This window comes from Gordonia effusa NBRC 100432 (genome assembly GCF_000241305.1).
Lineage (GTDB): Bacteria > Actinomycetota > Actinomycetes > Mycobacteriales > Mycobacteriaceae > Gordonia > Gordonia effusa.
This window is the reverse complement of record NZ_BAEH01000018.1, coordinates 43,381-63,261: the sequence shown is the minus strand read 5'-3', so window position 1 is coordinate 63,261 and position 19,881 is coordinate 43,381. Positions and strand designations below refer to the sequence as shown.

15 protein-coding genes and 1 pseudogene are annotated in these 19,881 nt (G+C 64.1%); 8 read left to right on the top strand and 8 right to left on the bottom strand.

The features are described from left to right. Positions 1–718 precede the first annotated feature (718 nt). Positions 719–2,449 (top strand): MmpA family trehalose lipid delivery protein, encoded by a 1,731-nt coding sequence (locus tag GOEFS_RS02790; protein ID WP_040524354.1) that lies wholly within the window; start codon positions 719–721, stop codon positions 2,447–2,449. Here GOEFS_RS02790 and GOEFS_RS02785 read toward each other — a convergent pair. Then, complete coding sequence (locus tag GOEFS_RS02785) at positions 2,415–3,572, bottom strand: glycosyltransferase family 4 protein (RefSeq protein WP_007316356.1); 1,158 nt, start codon at positions 3,570–3,572, stop codon at positions 2,415–2,417. The genes GOEFS_RS02790 and GOEFS_RS02785 overlap by 35 nt on opposite strands. A 37-nt stretch (positions 3,573–3,609) precedes the next feature. Between GOEFS_RS02785 and GOEFS_RS23740 the strand changes: the two are divergent. The 3 genes and pseudogenes from GOEFS_RS23740 to GOEFS_RS02775 all read left to right on the top strand — a co-directional run. Continuing rightward, a pseudogene (locus tag GOEFS_RS23740) lies at positions 3,610–4,236 on the top strand (cysteine hydrolase family protein); the annotation flags it as partial. Beyond that, a complete protein-coding gene (locus tag GOEFS_RS23735; RefSeq protein WP_373278182.1) occupies positions 4,231–4,731 on the top strand; it encodes a GNAT family N-acetyltransferase in 501 nt (166 codons plus the stop codon). The pseudogene GOEFS_RS23740 and the gene GOEFS_RS23735, both read left to right, overlap by 6 nt. Continuing rightward, positions 4,728–5,477 carry a class I SAM-dependent methyltransferase gene (locus tag GOEFS_RS02775; protein WP_007316354.1) on the top strand — a complete coding sequence of 250 codons (750 nt, stop codon included), beginning with the start codon at positions 4,728–4,730 and terminating at the stop codon, positions 5,475–5,477. Before GOEFS_RS23735 ends, GOEFS_RS02775 begins: the two co-directional genes overlap by 4 nt. Positions 5,478–5,479: 2 nt before the next feature. Here GOEFS_RS02775 and GOEFS_RS22725 read toward each other — a convergent pair whose 3' ends face one another. Next, positions 5,480–6,238 carry a hypothetical protein gene (locus GOEFS_RS22725; RefSeq protein ID WP_007316353.1) on the bottom strand — a complete coding sequence of 253 codons (759 nt, stop codon included), beginning with the start codon at positions 6,236–6,238 and terminating at the stop codon, positions 5,480–5,482. A gap of 155 nt (positions 6,239–6,393) precedes the next feature. Between GOEFS_RS22725 and GOEFS_RS02765 the strand changes: the two genes are divergently transcribed. Next, positions 6,394–6,921: a DUF6636 domain-containing protein gene (locus GOEFS_RS02765; protein ID WP_040524352.1), complete on the top strand. Its 528-nt coding sequence runs from the start codon at positions 6,394–6,396 to the stop codon at positions 6,919–6,921. Positions 6,922–7,011: 90 nt separating this feature from the next. On the opposite strand, the gene GOEFS_RS02760 is transcribed toward GOEFS_RS02765, so the two are convergent. From GOEFS_RS02760 to GOEFS_RS22290, 6 genes are all read right to left on the bottom strand, one after another. Beyond that, positions 7,012–9,570, bottom strand: coding sequence for an ABC transporter permease (locus GOEFS_RS02760; protein WP_007316350.1), 2,559 nt, complete (start codon positions 9,568–9,570; stop codon positions 7,012–7,014). Beyond that, positions 9,563–10,435, bottom strand: coding sequence for an ABC transporter ATP-binding protein (locus tag GOEFS_RS02755; protein ID WP_007316349.1), 873 nt, complete (start codon positions 10,433–10,435; stop codon positions 9,563–9,565). Before GOEFS_RS02755 ends, GOEFS_RS02760 begins: the two co-directional genes overlap by 8 nt. A gap of 148 nt (positions 10,436–10,583) precedes the next feature. Continuing rightward, entirely contained in the window at positions 10,584–12,410 is a 1,827-nt protein-coding gene (locus GOEFS_RS02750) for a phosphoenolpyruvate carboxykinase (GTP) (RefSeq protein ID WP_007316348.1), read from the bottom strand. Between the two features lie 157 nt (positions 12,411–12,567). After that, positions 12,568–12,894, bottom strand: coding sequence for a DUF6802 family protein (locus GOEFS_RS02745; protein WP_007316347.1), 327 nt, complete (start codon positions 12,892–12,894; stop codon positions 12,568–12,570). A gap of 12 nt (positions 12,895–12,906) precedes the next feature. After that, a complete protein-coding gene (locus GOEFS_RS02740; protein ID WP_007316346.1) occupies positions 12,907–14,370 on the bottom strand; it encodes a hypothetical protein in 1,464 nt (487 codons plus the stop codon). After that, on the bottom strand, positions 14,367–15,158 hold the full coding sequence (locus GOEFS_RS22290; protein ID WP_007316345.1) for a hypothetical protein: 792 nt from the start codon (positions 15,156–15,158) through the stop codon (positions 14,367–14,369). Before GOEFS_RS22290 ends, GOEFS_RS02740 begins: the two co-directional genes overlap by 4 nt. A gap of 31 nt (positions 15,159–15,189) precedes the next feature. Between GOEFS_RS22290 and trmB the strand changes: the two genes are divergently transcribed. The 3 genes from trmB (at position 15,190) to GOEFS_RS02720 (ending at position 19,858) form a co-directional block, all read left to right on the top strand. Then, complete coding sequence (gene trmB / locus GOEFS_RS02730) at positions 15,190–15,978, top strand: tRNA (guanosine(46)-N7)-methyltransferase TrmB (protein WP_007316344.1); 789 nt, start codon at positions 15,190–15,192, stop codon at positions 15,976–15,978. After that, positions 15,975–16,628, top strand: a complete 654-nt coding sequence (locus tag GOEFS_RS02725) for an NYN domain-containing protein (protein WP_007316343.1) — start codon at positions 15,975–15,977, stop codon at positions 16,626–16,628. The genes trmB and GOEFS_RS02725 overlap by 4 nt, the downstream gene beginning before the upstream one ends. Positions 16,629–16,780: 152 nt before the next feature. Then, a complete protein-coding gene (locus GOEFS_RS02720; protein ID WP_007316342.1) occupies positions 16,781–19,858 on the top strand; it encodes an MMPL family transporter in 3,078 nt (1,025 codons plus the stop codon). The last annotated feature ends 23 nt before the right edge of the window (positions 19,859–19,881 follow it).

Here is a 19,881-nt window from a genome sequence, read left to right as displayed (position 1 = left end):
CGACGACGAGTGCGAGCTGCACCTGTGACGCGGCGACGACGGTCCAGACCGCCGGCGTCGCGGTGGGGGTGGGTGCGGGTACATCGGTGTGGCTCGCCACCCAGACAACACCTGCGGCAACCCCGGCTCCAACCATGCCGGCCCACAGCGCGCCGTCGACGCCAAGCCCCGCCGCGACACCGACGACCATCGGCACCGACCTCAGTACCCCGGTTGTCGCGAGCACAATACCGAGAGTTTTGAAGCGGTACCGGCCCTGCAGAATGCCCTGCCCGGTAGCGATGAGGGTGAGCATCGGCGCGATGAGTACGCCGGGCAACACGGTGTTCAGTCCGATGTCGGCGACCGCGCTGGCCACGGGTGCGACCGCCAATGCCACGGCACCGACGAGTGCGGTCAGTCGCAGGCCGAGGAGGCGCAGCGCCGCGTCCGACACTCCGCGCACTGCCTCGCGGGCGATCACCGCCTGGCAGGCCAGGGCGGGCACCGCGACAACCAGCAGCCACGCGAGGACGACAGCGAACTCGCCGTATTCGGCTTCGCTGAACCACCGGCTCGCCGGCAGATGCACGAGGTAGGAGCACGCATTCGCGGTCATCGTGCCCGCGGTGACCCAGCCAAGCGCATGCGCGGTGCTACGGGTGATCGACGCAGGCATGACCACAAGAGTATTGATGCCGGGCACGGGAGGTTTCACCGCTGCGGGACAATCGTGCACATGTCTGACCGTCGCATAGTGTTCACCGCCTGGCTGGTGTCCGCGGTGGCGACGTTCGCGATCATGGCCCCCCTGTGGCGTCCCGGCTATCTGCTGTACCGCGATGCGGTGTCGACGCCGCGCACCTTCCTCACCGATTCGACGCTCGGCATTGGCGGCAATCCGCCCCGCGCGGTACCGCAGGACGGGCTGATCGCGTTGCTGTCCAGCGTCGTTAACGGCGGAACGGTGGTCGTCGCGATCCTGACGCTGTCGCTGCTATTGGCGGGCGTCGGATACGGGCTGCTGGCCGGCCGCGTGGTACGCGGGGCGGGCGCCACGGGGGTCGCCGCGGCCTCGATCATCGCCCTGTGGAATCCCTTCGTGGCAGAACGCCTTCTGCAGGGACATTGGAGCCTGTTCACCTCGTACGCGGCCCTGGGGTGGATTCTGTTGTCGGCGTTGCGAATCAAGGAGTCATGGGATTCCGATGTCCGGCCAGCGGGCAAGTGGCATAACTGGGCGATTCTGTTCCTGGCGACGTTGGTGGCGGCGCTGACACCGTCCGGCTGGCTCATCGGGAGTGTCGTTGTCCTAGCGGCACTGTCGATTCCGTTGCTCATCCGACGACGGTGTATCGCCGCCATGCTCAGCGCGGCGCCGATCGTGATCGGGTCACTGCCGTTGCTGGTATCGGCCGCCGTCGGGACCTCGGTTACCACCGCACCGGCAATTTCGGTGTCAACATTCGCGTTACGTGCCGAACCGGGGCTTGGCCGACTGCTGACCGCCGTCAGCCTCGGGGGTATCTGGAATGCCGACGCGGAGCCCTCCAGTCGGCAGTCAGGCTGGGCGACGGTGGCCGCCCTCTTGTTCACCGCCGTTGTGGCGGTGGGTATTTGGTGGCTGTGGCACACCAGAAATGCACTAGATTCCTCGGCGAGATCCGTCATCGTGACGGCGCTAGCCCTTGCTGGCGGGGCGCTTACCGTGATTGTTTGCGTGTCGGCCGGTCCAGGTATGTCGGCGCTCAAATGGTTGACCGAATCGGTAGCTGGCGCTGGACTGCTCCGGGACACGACGAAGTTCGCTATTTTCGCGATTCCACTGATCGCCCTTGCCGCAGCGGGTTTCGTCGATGCGTTGAAGCGTTGGGTACCAGCGGGTTTCGCCATCGCCACGGTGTTGGTATTGGTGGTGGCCCCGTTGCCCGACCTCGTCTGGGGAGTCGGCGGGGCAATCACCCCGGTTCGGTATCCGGACGAGTGGCGGGCGGTTGCCGACCGGATCTCGGCTGACGAGGGCGCCATCGCATTGTGGCCGGGAGATACCGTGCGGCGCTTCGACTTCACCGACGGCCCCTCCCTTGACCCGACGGCACGGATGGTTCGGGCGACTGTCGCCGAGTCCGGGGAACTGCGCGTCGACGGCGTAGTCATCGACCCGGGATCTGCCTGGGCCACCGACGTTCATCGGATGCTGGCCAGTGGCGGAGACCTTGGATCGCTCGGCATCGGCTGGGTCCTCGCATCAGCTCCGGTGCCGAGCTTGTCGAACGAAGTTCCGGTCTTCCGTGGCCCCACGCTGACTCTCTATCGAATCAGTAACCCGCACAACGACTTCGCCGCATCCACGACGTCGCGCGGCGCGGCACTCACCGCGCTCGGCGGGTGGATTGGCGCGATCATCGCGTCCGTCGTCGCACTGGTCGGCGCAGCTATTCGTCGGCGCCTCGCGCCGCGGCCGCGATAACTCCCACTGCCGTCGACTCCCACGAATAGTCTTGTGCGCGTTGGTATGCCGCATCGCCGAGTCGACGAGTTTGACTCGGGTCGTCGACAAGTTTGCGCGTAGCACTGACCAGCTCATCGACACTGTCGACCAGATATCCGGTCTCCTCGTGGCTAATCGAGTCCACCAGCCCGGCCGCCCGCCGGTACCCGATGGTGGGCACCCGATGTTGGGCCGCCTCGACAACCGCTATCCCCCAGCCCTCCTTCTGGGACGGCATCAGGTGCAGATAAGCCCCGGCCAGCAACTCGTGTTTACGTTGATCGGTGACGTGGCCGTGGAAGACAACCCGATCGGTGACACCGAGTTTTGTTGCACGCGTGCGTAATTGGTCATCCCACCAGCCGCTGCCAACTATGTCGAGGACCAGTTGCGGGTGGCTGCGCCGTAGCTGGGCGAGGACTGTGAGCGCGTGTTCAATCTGCTTATGCGGGACCAGCCGGGACAGGGTGAGCAGATGTACGGCACCGTCGGGCGACGGGGCTGCGATGGCCGGAACCGGATCGATCCCCGCGCGCACCACCGTAATTCGCTCGGCATCCACACCCAATTCGGCAAGCTCGGTCGCCGACGGCCCGGACACCGTGAGGTAACGGTTGTGGCGGTGGACCCACGGCGACAACCGCGATTCGATAAACCAGCCCAGCCGTGCGAGCAGAGGTCCGGCGACCGGCCATTGCTCGCGGTGACAGTGGTGGACGAGGACCAGCGTCGGCGCGGTGGAAACCAACGTCGCGAAGAATGGCACCCCGTTCTGGGTGTCGATGATCAAGTCGGGCGAATAGTCGGCCAGCGGTCCCCGACCCACGCGTCCGGCGACGATGGTCGCGAGAGCACTCGGATAGACGCTGAGCCGGCCTCCTCGGCGGATGATTCGAATTCCGTCGCGGTCTTCGACGGTCGGCGCACCCGGATAGGCCGCGGTCAGCAGCGTCACCTGTGCGCCACGGTTAGCCAGCAGCTGGCCGACACGCTGGAGGTATAACTCGCTGCCGCCGCCCTGCGGGTGCCCGGTGTCTCGCCAGCACAGCAGCAGGATCTTCGCTGGAATCGGCGGTGAGAAGTGCCCGGAGCTTGTCGACATCGGTGACCAGGGTACCCGCGGGATAGGATCGGCGATTATGCCTGACTACCTCGTACCGCATTGGCACCGCGCGGCTTTGGTTGTCATCGATATGCAGCGCGATTTTGTCGACGGTCCCCAGGCGGTACCCGGCAGCACGCAGATTGTCGATTCGCTCAGCCGGCTTCTAACCGCCTTTCGGGCGGCCGGGCGGCCCATTGTGCATGTCATTCGTCTCTATTCCCCCGGGGGCGCCGACGTCGACCCGGTACGCCGGGATGCCGTCGAGTCCGGCGCGCTGATCGCCGCACCCGGGAGTGTCGGCGCACAGATCACACGCGGATTGCTTCCGAGCGAAGTCGACCTGGATGTCGAAAATCTGCTGAAGGGGGCTCATCAAGAGATTGGCCCGCGCGAGATAGTGCTCTACAAACCCCGGTGGAGTGCCTTCTACCGCACCGATTTGGAACGCTGGCTCCTCGATAATAATTGCGACACAGTGGTTGTCGCCGGCTGTAACCTCCCGAATTGCCCGCGCGCAACACTTTTCGACGCCAGCGAGCGCGACTTTCGCGCTGTCTTGGTAACCGACGCGGTGTCACAGGCGACCGTCGAGCGGTTGGCAGACCTCGATCTGATCGGCGTGCGAACGCTCACCACATCGGACATCGCAGCCGAGTTGAGCGTCGATCGTCGGGGCGTCGCGTTGTATCCGTTTGGCCCGGAATTCGCGGCCGATTCCTTCGCTCAGATGACACCGACACTCACCCGGTATATGAGCTGGGAGCCGCCGGCCTCACTGGCCGAGTTCGAGCCTATCTGGCACAGGTGGATCGAAGATCGCAGCGCGGGAACAGATTACGTTTTCGCGGTCACCGATCCAGATAGCGGTGAGTTCCTTGGCCAGGTCGGCGTTCATCAGGCGAACACCGATGTACCGGAGTTGGGTATCTGGATTCGCGAGGATCGCCACGGACTCGGCTATGGCCGCAAGGCCGTTGCAGCCGCGCGCGACTGGGCGAACGAGCAGCGCGACAACGTCGTCGCATTCCGCTATCCCGTCGCCGAGGACAACATTGCGAGTCGTCGCATAGCGGAAGGCCTCGGAGGAGTGGTAGTCGATCGGTACGCCGGCGACAAATTCCCGGTCGCCGTATACCAGATTCCGGTCGAACAGTGAAGGTTCCCAACAAGTTTCGTCGCTACGCCACACTTCGCCGGTCGGTCGGATTACTCAACGACTTCCGGTTCGAACAGTCCGACCCCGACCGCTTCTACGGTGCGCTCGCTCTCGACACCGCCGAAATGGTCGCCGGCGTTAGCCCCACGTCGCTCGACGGTGCGGTCGTACTCGACGTCGGGGGTGGGCCGGGCTACTTCGCGGACGCGTTCACTGCCGTTGGGGCACACTATCTTTCGGTCGAGCCGGATGCGTCGGAAATGCACGCGGCCGGAATCGACCAGCGGGCCAGCGTCCGGGGCTCGGGCCAGCAGTTGCCATTCGCCACCGACTCGATGGATATCTGTCTGTCGTCGAATGTGGTTGAGCACACGCGATATCCCTGGCAGATGGCCGACGAAATGGTACGTGTCACCAAGCCCGGCGGCATCGTCGTCGTGAGTTACACCCTGTGGTGGGGACCGTTCGGCGGCCACGAAATGGGTCTGACACATTATTTCGGCGGGGCCCGCGCCGCACGGTTGTATACCCGCCGCCACGGCCATCCACCGAAAAATCTCTACGGCACTTCACTATTCGCCGTCACAGCCACGTCGGGGCTGCGTTGGGCGAACGGGCAATCGGACGCGACAGTACTGGCCGCGTTCCCGCGATACCTGCCGGGCTGGATGTGGTGGGTAATGAAGGTGCCGCTACTTCGTGAGATCCTCGGCACGAATCTTGTTGTGGTACTTCAGAAGAAGTAGCGCTATCCGGAGGATGGCAGGTCGGCCAGGCAATGCAGCGTACCGATGGCGCTCGTTGATTCCGACAAAACTTCATCGCCGCGGGAAATCGTGCAGGTGAGCTTGCCGCGAATCACGACGGCGTTCAATTCGGCGCGCCCCTTGGCGACGTTCGTGGTCTGCTGCCACGGCACGCCGACACCTGCGACAAGCTGGTTGCGATCCCCGGAACGGTAACTCAATCCAATAAGATCGCCGTCCCCGGTGATCTGATAGGTGACCTGCCCGGCTGGGATCGGATCGGTAGAGGTGGGCGCCTCCGACGTCGACTCGGTGGTCGACTCCGTTGTGGATTCTGTCGTTTCCGACGGTGTCTGACTCGTCGCGGTCGACGATGACGGGATAGCGGCGGTATCTGCTGAGTCGCCGGTGCCTTCGACAATGCGATACCCGACGAATCCGATGACGATAAGCGCCAGCACGATGGCCAGCGATAGGCCGATCGTCCGGCCGGTGTTCTTCTTCTGTGGCGGCTGGGCCGGTGGCTGCCCCTCGGCATACGACTGACCCTGCGTATACGGCTGACCCTGGGTATACGGTTGGTCGTAATAGTGGCCCTGTGTCGGCGGCTGCTGATACTGCGTCGCCGCTGGCTGCTCGTATGGCTGCGCGGGGTCGGAGTACGCGTGTGTCGGCGATTGGTCGTGCGCACCCGCTCCGTCGAGCGGGTCCAGGCGACGAGTCGGTTCGTGGTCGTCAGGCCCCTGCGGTGGTCGCGTCATTACGTCATCCTCTCATCTTGGACTTAGAGGACGGTGTGACCCCGATATGCCAGCGGTGCCCGTTCAGTCAGACGATCATCGTTCAACTGACCGACATTTGTCCCTACCTGCGCTAATCCGGTAACTACTCGCCGGACCGCGGCGACTTCACCAGTATGAAACATAAAGTGATCGCAGTCATAGTTATGGCCTTCGCAATTCTGGCCGGCGGTGCGCTATCCCCGCCGGGGCAAGCCAACGCGGCGGGTTTCGGACCGGACTCCAACGGCGCGTATTTCTTCCACTCACCGTCGGGCAGATACTCCTGCGGGATCTTTCCCGCTGGCAACCGGTGGCTGTCGGGTTACCAAGCCGGATGTCAGGGCCGGACGAGTACGCAATCGCCGGCCGAGACCCAATGCCTGCGCAAGTGGGGTCCAGGCGGTATGGCGATGGTGCTCAAACGCGATGGGGCGCGTCCGGCCTCAGGGCGCTTCGAATGCCAAAGCCAAGGACTGTTCGTCGGCGGCACGACGGCAAACGGTTCCGGAACCGGACGCGTCGTAAAACCGGTTCTGCCCTACGGCCGCTCGTTGACGGCCGGTGGCGTGACCTGCACGATGCGCACCTCGGGAATCACCTGCCGGAACAACAGAACAGGCCACGGCTTCTTCATATCGTTGCAGTCGCACCGCGGCTTCTGACCGCTAACAACCGACCGGTCCCCGTGGCCCGGACAGATGCTCATCGGCGATCTGCTCCAGCCACGGGGACCTTCTAGTTGTTCGCGTGGGTTAGACGTCCGCGATCGCCTCCAGCGGCTTGGTCTGTGCCGCCCGCACCGCCGGCCACAGCGCGGCAATCACTCCGACAACCGCCGCACCAATCAGAGTCGTCACGATCAGACTCCACGGCAGTACCGGATCACCAGCGCCCCACTCGCGCAACGTCTTTGCCAGCGTCCAACCGATACCGCAGCCCAACAGCACGCCGAGAACCGCTCCATAGATCGCGATAAGTACCGACTCGACATAGATCGTCCGGCGCACTTGCCCGCGCACCATGCCGATCGCCCGCAGCATGCCGATCTCACGTTTGCGCTCGACGACCGACAGCGCCAGCGTATTGATGATGCCGAGCACCGCGATCACCAAAGCCAATCCCAGCATCAAATACAAGATGGTGAGCATCTGGTCGATCGTCGACGAGATCGAGCTCTTGAACTCTTCTTTCGTCTGGATCTGTGCGGTCAGGTACCCCGACGTCGCCCGCTCGAGATTGGTGCGCAAGGTATCGAGATTGGTGCCGGGTTTCGCGGTCAGGAACACGCCGACGATCGTCCGGCCAGCCTCGGGCATGACCTTCTCATACGCGCCTTGACCCAGTACCCAGCCCCCGACGGTCTCGTTATCGTCGTAAACAGCGGCGACTTTCACCGGGACCTGCTTGCCATCGAAGGTGGTGAACGTGACGGTGGTACCGGGGTTCCATCCCTTCTTCTGCGCGGTCGACTGACTGACAATCATCTCGTTCGATGGAACCGTGGACGAGGCGCCGTCACGCATGTTCAGCTTCACCACATCGGCCATCTGATCGCCGATGGTGCCGGCGCCGTTGACTGTCTCATCCCCGACCTTGGCCACCACCACACCCGACGCCGTCGCCTTGTTCACGCCGTCCACCTTGCGTACGGCAGTCAGCACCGACGGCGACAGCGTCGCGTTATTCGCTCCGGTGACGATGTAGTCCGCGGTTACCGTGCTATCCACCGCGTCATCGACTGTGCCCTTGAACGTGGAGCCGAGCGTGCCGATGATCGCGACCAGCATCAGTCCTAACGTCAAAGCGAAAGCCGTTGCGGCAGTACGCCTTGGATTGCGAATGGCATTGATCCGCGCCAGCTTGCCGACCTTGCCGAACGGCGCCGCGAGCACCCGGCCCAGCCCGCCGACCACCGGCCGCGCCAACGCCGGCGCGCCAAGGACCACCGCCACGATCAATACCGCCGCACCGCCACCAACCAGCAGCACCGGCCCGACCCCCTGTCCGGTTGCTCCGGCGGTAATGGCCGCGATACCCGCAACCGCCAAGACGGCACCAATAATCGTGCGGACCCGCAGCGATGCCGAACCCTCGGTCTGCGTCGCCCGCATCGCCTCAACGGGAGGCACGCACGACGCACGCGCGGCCGGTACCCAGGCGCTTACCATCGTCACCACAATGCCCACGAACAGCGCCGCCAGAATCGCGGCCGGCGTCACTTTCAGACCGCCCGATGGCAGACCGGATGTCGATCCGGCGACCAGTTGTAATAGCGCGGCTAGTCCAATACCGATGCCAAGCCCGACGACACCGCCGATCACGCCAACGACGAATGCTTCCAGCAGTACCGATCGCGATACCTGTTTCCGCGAAGCGCCAACGGCCCGTAGCAACGCCAACTCCCGATTGCGTTGCGCCACAATCATCGAGAAGGTGTTGTAAATGATGAAGGTGCCGACGATTAGCCCAATGGCGGCGAACGCCAGCAGAATGTAGTTGAAGATATCGAGGAACTGGTTGACCTGATCCTTCTGTTCCTGCCGAACCTGATCACCGGTCTGTATCTTGAGCTGGTCGTTGCCGACCGCGGCGGTTACTCGTTTGGCCAGCTCATCGGACGATACCCCGGCCACCGCGGACATACTCGCCGCACTCACATGCTCGCCGTCGGAGAACAGGCCGCCGGCCGTCTCCTTGTCGAACTGGATGTTCACATACCCGCCGGTCCCATCGGTCGGCAGATCGAGCAATCCGACCACGGTCACCTCCATCGGAGATGAATCACCCTGTCCGATAACGACTTTCGTCTTACTTCCGACCTTGAGATTGCCCTTCTCGGCGGCCGACGAGTTGATCGCCACCTCGGTGGCATTCTCCGGACCACGCCCGCCGGGCATGATCTTGGAGTCATCCGGGCTGATCGCCTCCGACGCCGGCACATACGCCGACCCGACACTCGGCGCACCGCCGGTCTGCAAAGCCTTCCCCGACGCGTCGGCGATGGTCACCAACCCGGTATACGACGTGACGATCCGATCGATGCCGAGTTGCTGCTTTTCCTTCGTCAGCTTGTCGACGACGGCGTTGGGCACCCCGGACGATTGCATATTCTTCGGCGAAACCTGTACTGCCACACCAAGAGCAGTACGGTCGAAGATGCTGCTGAAGGCCCCCGAGATCGAGGACGTGAACACTATCGAGCCGGCGACGAATGAGGTACCGAGCACCACCGAGAACACCGTGAGGAACAGTCGAACCTTGTGCGCGGCCAGGTTTCGCAGCGAAACCCGGCGCATTACCGATTTAGACATTCTTCTGTCCGACCTCGTTCGACGGCGCGACGGACGGCTGCGTACTTGGCACGACGGCCGGCGCGGCGGACTTTTGCATACTCGGCGCAGCAGTTGGCACCGACGCGGCCGGTGCGTCGTCGAGATGTTTCATCACTTCGAAAACGTCGTCGGCCGAGGGCTTGAATAGCTCGCGGACAATCTGGCCATCGGCGAGGAATACCACCCGATCGGCGTATGACGCCGCACGCGGGTCGTGGGTCACGATGACCACGGTTTGTTTGAATTCGTCGGTCGCCGCGCGCAGGATCGAGAGCACCTCACCCGAGGATCGCGAGTCGAGGTTACCGGTCGGCTCGTCGCCGAAGATAATGTCGGGTTTGCCGACCAGGGCACGGGCACAGGCGACACGCTGCTGCTGGCCACCGGAGAGCTCGTTGGGCCGGTGGGTGAGCCGATCGGTCAGTCCGAGTCGGCCGATGACGGCGTCGAACCACTGCTTGTCTACCTCGCGGCCGGCGATGTCGAGCGGCAGGGTGATGTTTTCCGCCGCGGTGAGAGTCGGTACGAGGTTGAACGCCTGAAAGACAAAGCCGATCCGGTCGCGGCGCAGCTTGGTCATCTCCTTGTCGGAGAGACCGACCAGGTCGACGTCGCCGATCCGGACCCGGCCCGACGACGCGACGTCGAGGCCGGCCAAGCAGTGCATCAACGTCGATTTACCCGACCCCGAGGGTCCCATGATGGCGGTGAACTCCCCCGCACCGAATTCGACGCTGACCCCCGCGAGCGCCACAACGGCGGTGTCCCCGGATCCGTAAACCTTTCGTAGATCGTCGGATGATGCGGCAACGGACTGGGCACTCGCAGAGTGTCGTGGATTCATGCCTTCCAGAAAACCAAACCTAGGCGAAATTCGCCATCCGGGTTTTCCCCCGAATCACCCTGGCGGGAAACGAAAATCCCCCGGAACTCTGCGAAGCTGCCGCCGCGACGGCAGGTTTTACGAGTTCCGGGGGATTCGGGTTCGAGTATCAGCCCAGGCGCTGGGTGAGTCCGTCCAATTCATCCCGCAGGCTCGACGGCAACTTATCGCCGACGAAGGAGAACCACTCCTCGATCGACGGCAGTTCCTCGCGCCATTCGTCCTTGTTCACGGCCAGCGCTTCGGCGACGTCGGCGATCGGGGTATCCAAGCCGTCGAGGTCGAGGGCTTCGGGCGTGGGCACGATACCGACCGGTGTCTCGACACCTTCGGCATCACCCTCGATACGCTCGATAATCCACTTCAGAACGCGACTGTTCTCGCCGAATCCTGGCCACAGGAAGCGCTTGTCCGCACCGCGGCGGAACCAGTTGACGTAGAACACCTTTGGAAGCTTGGACTCGTCGGCATTCTTGCCGAGGTTGATCCAGTGATCGAAGTAGTCGCCGACGTGATAGCCGAGGAACGGCAGCATCGCCATCGGGTCGCGGCGCACGGTACCGACCTTGCCCTCGGCTGCCGCGGTCTGCTCGGATCCGACGGTGGCGCCCATGAAAACGCCGTGCTGCCAGTCGCGAGCCTCGGTGACCAGGGGCACCGTGGTCTTGCGGCGACCGCCGAACAGGATCGCCGAGATCGGCACACCGGCCGGATCATCCCACTCGGGAGCGACCGATGGGCACTGCGACAACGGCGTGCAGTAGCGCGAATTCGGATGTGCGGCAAGGGTTTCGGTCTCCCGCAGGAACCAGTCGTTACCCTTCCAGTCGATCAGGTGGTCGGGTTCGCCCTCTAGGCCTTCCCACCAGACATCGCCGTCGTCGGTCAGGGCGACGTTGGTGTAGATAGTGTTGCCGGCCTCGATGGTCTTCATCGCGTTCGGGTTGGAGCTGTGATTGGTACCTGGTGCGACACCGAAGAACCCGAACTCGGGATTCACCGCATAGAGCCGGCCGTCCTCGCCGAATCGCATCCACGCGATGTCATCGCCGATGGTCTCCGCACGCCAGCCGGGGATGGTCGGCTGAATCATCGCGAGATTCGTCTTACCGCAGGCACTCGGGAACGCGGCGGCGACGTAGTACGCCTTGTCCTCGGGGCTGATCAGCTTGAGGATCAACATGTGCTCAGCGAGCCAGCCCTCGTCGTGGGCCATCGCCGATGCGATACGCAGCGAGTAGCACTTCTTGCCGAGCAGCGCGTTTCCGCCGTAACCCGAACCGTAAGACCAGATCTCGCGGTCTTCGGGGAAGTGGGTGATGTACTTCTCGGAGTTGCACGGCCATGGGACGTCGGCCTGACCGGGCTCCAACGGAGCACCGACCGAATGCAGCGCCTTGACGAAGAAACCGTCGTCGCCCAAAGCGTCGAGTACGGCGGGCCCGACGCGAGTCATGACGCGCATCGAGAGCACGACGTACTCCGAGTCGGTGATTTCTACCCCGAGTTTGGGATCGTCGCTGCCCAGCGGACCCATGCAGAACGGGATGACGAACATCGTGCGACCGCGCATGCTGCCCTCGAACAAGGGCGTCAGGGTGGCCTTCATCTCGGCCGGATCGACCCAGTTGTTGGTGGGGCCGGCCTCTTCTTCGGTCTTAGAACAGATATAGGTTCGTGACTCGACGCGAGCGACGTCAGCGGGGTCCGACTTGGCCAAGAAGGAGTTGGGCTTCTTGTCCTCGTTGAGTTTGACGATGGTTCCGGCCTCGACGAGCTGTGCGGTCAGACGGTCCCATTCCTCGTCGCTGCCGTCCGACCAGACGACTCGGTCGGGCTGGGTGAGTTCTGCTACCTCTGCGACCCAGGCCAACAATCCTGGGTGGGACGTCGGGGCACTACTCGGATCAAGACCGGGGATGGTCGCTGAGGTCATGTGATAACTCCTCGAATTTCTTGCCGGTAACTCACATCGGCCGCTGGTGTACCTGAAGGATACGTGGACCGAGCGCACGCTAGGTAGTCGGGTGCGTAGGGCGCGAGGGACACACCGTCGGCGAGCATCGGCACGTTCCCGGCACTCGGCGAGATACCTACCCGAGGCGGCCGCTGTCGGTCGCGCGCCAGGGCCCACCTGCGGTGTCGCGCGTCACAGACTCATAGGTGCCGTCAGCCGCGATCGACGTGACCTTGTCGACCTCGCCGTCGTGGTCACAGTCGGTAAATATCACCAAACCGTCACTGCCCGCCCTGGTCAAGGTGTCGGCAATGCCATCGTCGTCGGTATCGACCGCCGCGGGTCCCAGATCCCACACCCGCCCGGCGTCGTGCAGCAGGAGGTGTTCGGACAGCGGACCACCGGAATCGGTTGGCCCACCTGGGGTGTCATCGGTCAGATCTAAACTGTCGAAGTCAATCATCGGCGGTCACAGTTATTTGGACGCAGCGGCTAGCGATTCGGTTCCACCAATCGACGAACTTTTTCGGCTCAGATTATTCCGGCTCGACTCGGAGTTCAGCCGGCGCGCGATCTCCCGGCCAAGCGCGGCAGCTTCCGACGCCGCCTGTGAGCGGCCGCGCAACTTCCGCAATCGCGTATCGATATCGGCCACGGCCTGCGCCGCCCGTCGCCCGTCACGTTCGTAATGCCGTGCGATTGCCGCGACAACCAGCGGCTCGACGTCGTTGACCACGGCGAATATCGTTTGCTCGATACGCGTGCGAGCATCGGCACAGGTGTCGGTCACCCACTGACGCATCGCGGTACGCAAAGCCGCCTGTCGTCGGGCGCGCACTACCCACAACGCCATCGCCAGCCCAACTAGGACGGTCGCGGCCATACTCGACCAGCCCGCCAGCCCCGCGTCGACGAGTTGGGTCGCGACCAACCGCCCGATACCGAGGCCGGTAGAGGCACCGAACACCATGACCAACGCGTCGTCGGCGCTACGTCTACGTCGCCCGTTCGGCAGCGCCCGCTGGGACGCGGGCGACCGGGATAACGGCAGATCACGCCGCGGTCCGGCGTCGATCCCGAGTAGCGCGACCGCCTCGATCCGCGCGGCACGAGCCCACAGTTCGGCGATTTCCGATCGCTCGCACTCCGCTATCGCATCGGTTAGCCAATCGCCGACCGCGCGCGCCGCCTGCTGGGTGGATATCGTCTCGACCCGCGCCAGTCCCTCCACCGACACCATGCGCAGCCGTGAGTGCACCTGGCCAACCGATGATCCGCGAGCCGCGGTCAGCCCGATGCGCAGTCCGGCCAATCGATCGGACCGGCCTCGATCACGCTCAGCGACCAACTCGGCCCGACGGTGACGGAGTGCGGTTAGCTGACCGTCGTCGGGGGTGATCGCCCAGAGCGCGGCGGCCATCGCGGTCAGTTGGGATCGAGCATCGATTGCGTCACCCAATTCAGCGCGTAACCACTCGACTAGCGCGCCGATCCCCGAGGCCGGGTCGTCGCTGACTTCGCTCGCCACCGCGAATAGCGGGCATAGTCGCCACGGGTCGACCTGTTCGCGGAAGTCCGCCAGCCGCGCGGGCCAGTTCCAGAACACGTCAATCTCATTGCATACCAAGGCAACTCGACCAACTGTCCGCAACTGTCGAGCTATCAACGGTCCCATCGCGGAACTGTTGTCGCAGCCGGTGTCGACGACAAAGACGACCACCCTCACCCCGTCGACGTCGTCGGCACTGCCCACGACGATGTCAAACGCAGCGTCGAGCCGGCCGCACGCGGCGGCCACTTTCGCGGCGGCGCTCCCGTCGCCTCCGTCGTCGATGACAATCCGCGATCCCGTCGCGGCGGTCGGTGCGGGTTGATCGCCCAGTACCTCTGCGGCCCTGCGCAAAATGTCATCGACCGGGTGATCAGCGACCTCAGTCATCGAAGTCCCCCTATCAACGCGTGATCGACCACTACATGTTCGATGGCATCGCGCAGTTGCCCCGACGCCGTTGACGCGAGTGCCGACAACTCCGACGCCGCGCGCGTTTCGCGAAAGAGCCGTATCGGCTCGGCCAACTGTCCGAAGGTCGTAGTCAGGCATCCTATGCCGCTGCGCCGACGCAGTAGCGGATCGATGTCACCCGGGCTTCCCGCGATCCGGCCCGAGCGGATCTCTTGGACGCAGTCGGTGACCCCCCGCCAGCCAATCCTGCCCAGCAGAGCAGCGTGTCGTGGGTCGTCGGCAGCGAACTGGGCGGCAAACCGAGGCAGCGGGACCCGATCCGCCGCCAACTCACGTAACAACGTGGCGTCGTCGGACGTGACGGTCACCGCCCCCCACAGTCCGGTCACCGGCAGCACATCGGTCGCCAGGAGCGATCCGCACCGATGGGCGGCATCGTTAGCGGCGTCGGGCGACCCGCAGGTGTCGGCTTTGTTCAACAATACGATTCGGCGGTCCCGGGGAAGGCTGGAGATCGTCTCGACGTCTCCCGCGCGCACGCGCCCCACCAGGAGATATAGCGCGATATCGGCAGACACCGCGCTATCTGGCGAATCAACCACCACCGCCGAAACCGACAGCGAATTATGCAAGGCGCGAACCAGTGTGCCGCGGCCCGACCAGGGCGGACCGATCACCGCGACGTCGAGCGGCCGGATCAATTTTCGATAGATCGGAGCGGCCGCCGGCCACCGCCGCGCGAGGTCCTCAACTGCGTCGATCACCTGCGTTCACCCCCGATAATGCGATCATGTCTTGGTGAGTAATCCCGAACCTTCGTCGTCGCAGGCCGAACCCGCGGACCAGGCGCGCCTGTATCCCCGGGTCACCAGCTTTCGATTCCGGCGCGGCACGCTGACCGCCGGACAGCAGCGCAACTGGGCGACGCTGTGGCCGGATATTGGCCGTGACCTGCGGGTCGACGGCGGCGACGAACCACCCCTGGACGCGACGGCCTGGTTCGGCCGGGACGCACCGACGATCCTGGAGATCGGCAGCGGCACCGGGATTTCGACCGCCGCGATGGCCGAGGCCGAACCCGAGCACAACGTGGTCGCCGTCGAGGTCTACAAACCCGGTTTGGCTCAGTTGCTTGGCCTGGTCGATCGCGGGAACCTCGCAAATGTCCGGATGATCCGGGGCGACGCGATGATCGTGCTGACCGAGTTGATCGAGCCGGCCAGCCTCACCGGCATCCGCGTGTTCTTTCCCGACCCCTGGCCAAAGGCCCGGCATCATAAGCGGCGTCTGCTTCAGCAAGGCACCATTGAATTGATGGCCGACCGTCTCAAGCCGGGAGGTGTATTGCATATCGCCACCGATCACGCCGATTACGCCGAATGGATTACCGAAGTCCTCGACAATCAAGACGCAGCGAAGACGCATCTGGTTCCACTCGACGACAAATCCATCGCACCAATTTCGCTGGAACGTCCCACGACGAAGTTCGAGGGGCGGGCACAGCGCGAGGGCCGCGACGTTACCGAATACGTCTTTACCAGGGCAGAAGCCGCTGCGGTCACCGCTGAACGGAGTTCGCAATGACCGTCGGAGAGATTATTTCCGGACATAGCACCGCACGCCGCGTGCTACTCGTCTGGGACGCGCCCAATATGGATATGGGCCTGGGTGCCATCCTGGGTGGCCGTCCGACCGCCGCACATCGACCGCGGTTCGACGCGCTCGGGCGGTGGTTACTCGACCGCACCGAAGCGGTGTCAGGACAGCTAGCCGACGACGTTGTCGTCGAACCTGAAGCCACCGTGTTCACCAATATCGTCCCCGGCAGCGCCGACGTCGTGCGACCGTGGGTTGATGCGTTGCGCAACGTCGGGTACGCGGTATTCGCCAAGCCGAAGCTCGCCGACGACACCGACGTCGACGACGACATGCTCGATCACATCGAATTACGTCGGCATTCCGTTGGGTTGGCTGGCCTGATCGTCGCATCGGCTGATGGCCAGGCGTTTCGTGAGCCGCTGCTTGAGATCGCGGCAGACGGCATTCCCGTCACCGTCATCGGATTCCACGAACACGCCAGCTGGGCGCTGACCTGCGAGGAGCTGGAATTTGTTGACCTGGAGGAGATCCCAGCGGTCTTCCGCGAGCCGCTGCCACGAATCGGGCTCGACTCCCTACCCGACGACGGCGCGTGGCTCGCCCCGTTCCGACCGTTGGCGGCGTTGTTGCGGTGATCACTACCTGGGCGTTCACTAAGCTGACGCTCAGGACCGCCTGTAAGACTGAGCCGTCTGCCCTCTACTCGCGGGAGCCCGCCGGAGAATCGGTTACGAGATTCACCCGGATACGCGGCGCGGCCAGAGGTTTATGAAAGGAAATCTCTCCAGTGTTCAGAGCCATCGGCACATTCGTGTACCGGATGCGATTCGCTGTTATCGCGGTACTTATCGCCCTCATGGCGGGCCTGGGTCTTTACGGCCTGGACCTCAACAAACACCTGAGCCAAAGTGGGTGGTTCGACCCGACCTCGGAGTCGGTCAAGGGCGCGAAACTCGCCGATCAGTCGCTCGGCCGCGACCACAAGTCCGACGTCATCCTGCTGATCACCCCGCCGAAGGGCACACTGGTCGACGACCAGGAGTTCGGCGCGAAGGTCGAGAACTTTCTCGACGACCTCGTAACGACGCATCCCGGTTCGGTCGACCGCAACGACCCCGGCATCGTCGATCCGTTCGATCTGGGCGATCAGTCCCCCGCGACCAAGGCGGCCCTCGACCAGAAACGTGCTCGCCTCTTTACCCCCGATCGTCAGCACGCGTTCGTCAGTATTGGCATCAAAGGCGACGATGACACCGCCGTCCTAGCCAACTTCAAGGCGGTCGAGCCCGCCTTCGACGACATCGCCGGCCGATTCGACATGCCGGGTACCACCTTCGAACTCGCCGGACTGCAACCGGTCGCCGGCGCGATGGCCAACGGCATGGACGAAGATATCCACCGCGCCGAAGTCATCGCCTTGCCGATCGTCGCGCTGATGTTGTTCTTCGTATTCGGCGGGGTGATCGCTGCCTGTCTCCCGGTGCTGATCGGTGGCCTGACCATCGCCGGCTCGCTGGGGATCATGAAATTCCTGGCGCAGACGACCGAGCTGAACATTTTCGCCCAATCCGTGGTGACCCTGATCGGTCTGGGTATCGCCATCGACTACGGCCTATTCGTCGTGAGCCGGTTCCGGGAGGAACTCGCGGAAGGGTATTCGACGAAAGCAGCGGTCCGAAGAACCGTGATGACGTCGGGGCAGACGGTCGCCTTCTCCGCGACGATTATCGTCGCGGCCCTGGCCTGCCTATTGATGTTCCCCCAGGGCTTCTTGAAGTCGGTCGCCTATGGCGCGATCGCCTCGGTGAGCCTGGCAGCCATTCTGTCGATCACGGTGTTGCCGGCGATTCTCTCGATCCTCGGCCCGCGCATCGACATGTTGAGCCTTCCGTTCCTGCGGCGCACGCGCACCAAGAAGGAGATCGAGGAAGGCTTCTGGGGCAAACTCTCCGGCTGGGTGATGCGTCATCCAGTGAAGACCGCTGCCCCGACCATCCTGCTGCTGCTCGCCCTGATCATTCCGTTCAGCAATATCGCATTCGGCGGCATCTCCGAGGCCTACCTGCCGCCGGATAACCCGAACCGCCAGGCGCAGGAACACTTCGACAAATTGTTCCCGTCGGAGCGGACCGAAGGCATCAAGCTTGTCGTCGCGTTCGATCCGAATAGCGACGAGCAGAGTGCGGCATTGCAACAAATCGCCGACGACGCCAATAAAATCCCCGGTTTCACCAAGAAGTTCAGCACGTCGACCGACGGTGGCGCAGAATCTGGCGAATACGGCAACTTCGGCGTGCTGCAAATGTCCGCTGGCCTGAGCAACCGAGACACCGCCGGCGAGGTCATCAAGAAACTCCGGGAGATCGACACCCACGGCACCACCATGTTCGTGACCGGAACACCGGCGCTGACGCAGGATTCGATCGACGCCCTGTTGAGCCGACTACCGGTAATGATCGTGCTGCTGGTGCTGGTCACCGGTCTGCTGATGTTCCTGGCCTTCGGCTCGGTCATCCTGCCGATTAAGGCCGGGCTGATGTCGGCCCTCGGCCTCGGCGCGACCCTGGGCATCTTGACCTGGATCTTCGTCGAAGGCCACGGTGCCTCGATCGCCAACTTCACACCGGGGCCGCTATTCGCGGCGATGCTCGTGCTGATTATCGCGATCGTGTTCGGCCTATCCACCGACTACGAGATCTTCCTGCTCGCCCGCATGGTCGAGGCCAGACAGAAGGGCGCGAGTACCACCGAGGCGATCCGGACCGGCACCGCCCACACCGGTCGCCTGATTACCGCGGCCGCGGCGATCCTGGTGGTCGTGACCGGCGCGTTCGGCCTGTCCGACATCGTCATGATGAAGTACATCGCCTACGGCATGATCGCCGCGCTGATCCTCGATGCGACGATCATCCGCATGCTTCTGGTGCCGTCGGTGATGAAGTTGCTCGGCGACGATTGCTGGTGGGCGCCGCGCTGGATGCAGAAGTTACAGCAGAAGATCGGCCTCGGTGAGGCGGTACTCGACGACGAGCCAGACGATCTGCGCGACGGCGCGCGTGCGCACCGTCCGATGTCGGCGGGCACCATGATCGCCGAAGCTCCCACCCGTTCCTTCTCGGCTCGCGGTGCTGGCGGGCAAGCTCGTTCGACGACTCCGGTCACCGACCGACCCACGTCGGCGGCTGCCCAGCGACGTCGGCCGGCGCCGCAGACAGGCAGCGGACCGCAGCCGGTCGCACCGCACAGTGGCCCGCAAGAGACCCCGGCGACGCAGTCGCCACGTCCGCCGGGGCCAGCCGGTCCCGCGCCCACTCCCGGTCAGCGACCGCCCGCGCCAGCGCCGGTGATCTCGCGCCGTGACAAGCGTCGCGAGTCGCGGCCCGACACCGGACGGTGGCGTCTGGGCCAAGGCGGCATCGCGCTGGAAAGCTCGAAACCTGCTGCGCCACAGTCTCAACCGCCGTCGGGGCCGCAACGACCAACACCGGCACCGTCGAATCAAGCTGCGCCGCAACCCAATCGACCGGCCAACCCGCCGCAGAGCGGGACTCCACGCCCGCCCGCGCCGGGGCAGGGCTGGTCCGACGCGACCTCCGGCACAGCTCCGACGTCGGGTAATTCGCCACTGCGACGTCGACCGACTCTGGAAGAGACCGGTCGACGACCGCTGGCCGCATCGGTCAACCCGGAGGACAATCGCCCAGCGGGCCAAACGCCATCGGGATCGCCGATGAACCGCGGAGCCTCCGACGAAGTACGTGAACCACAGGAGGACGACGGCAGCGGCAAGCGTGCCGCGCGTGATGACAACGAGCAGATCAGCGTCCAGGATCTGTTGCGGCGCAGTCGAAACCAGCAGGAGTAGGACGGGTACCGTCGCCGGCGAAT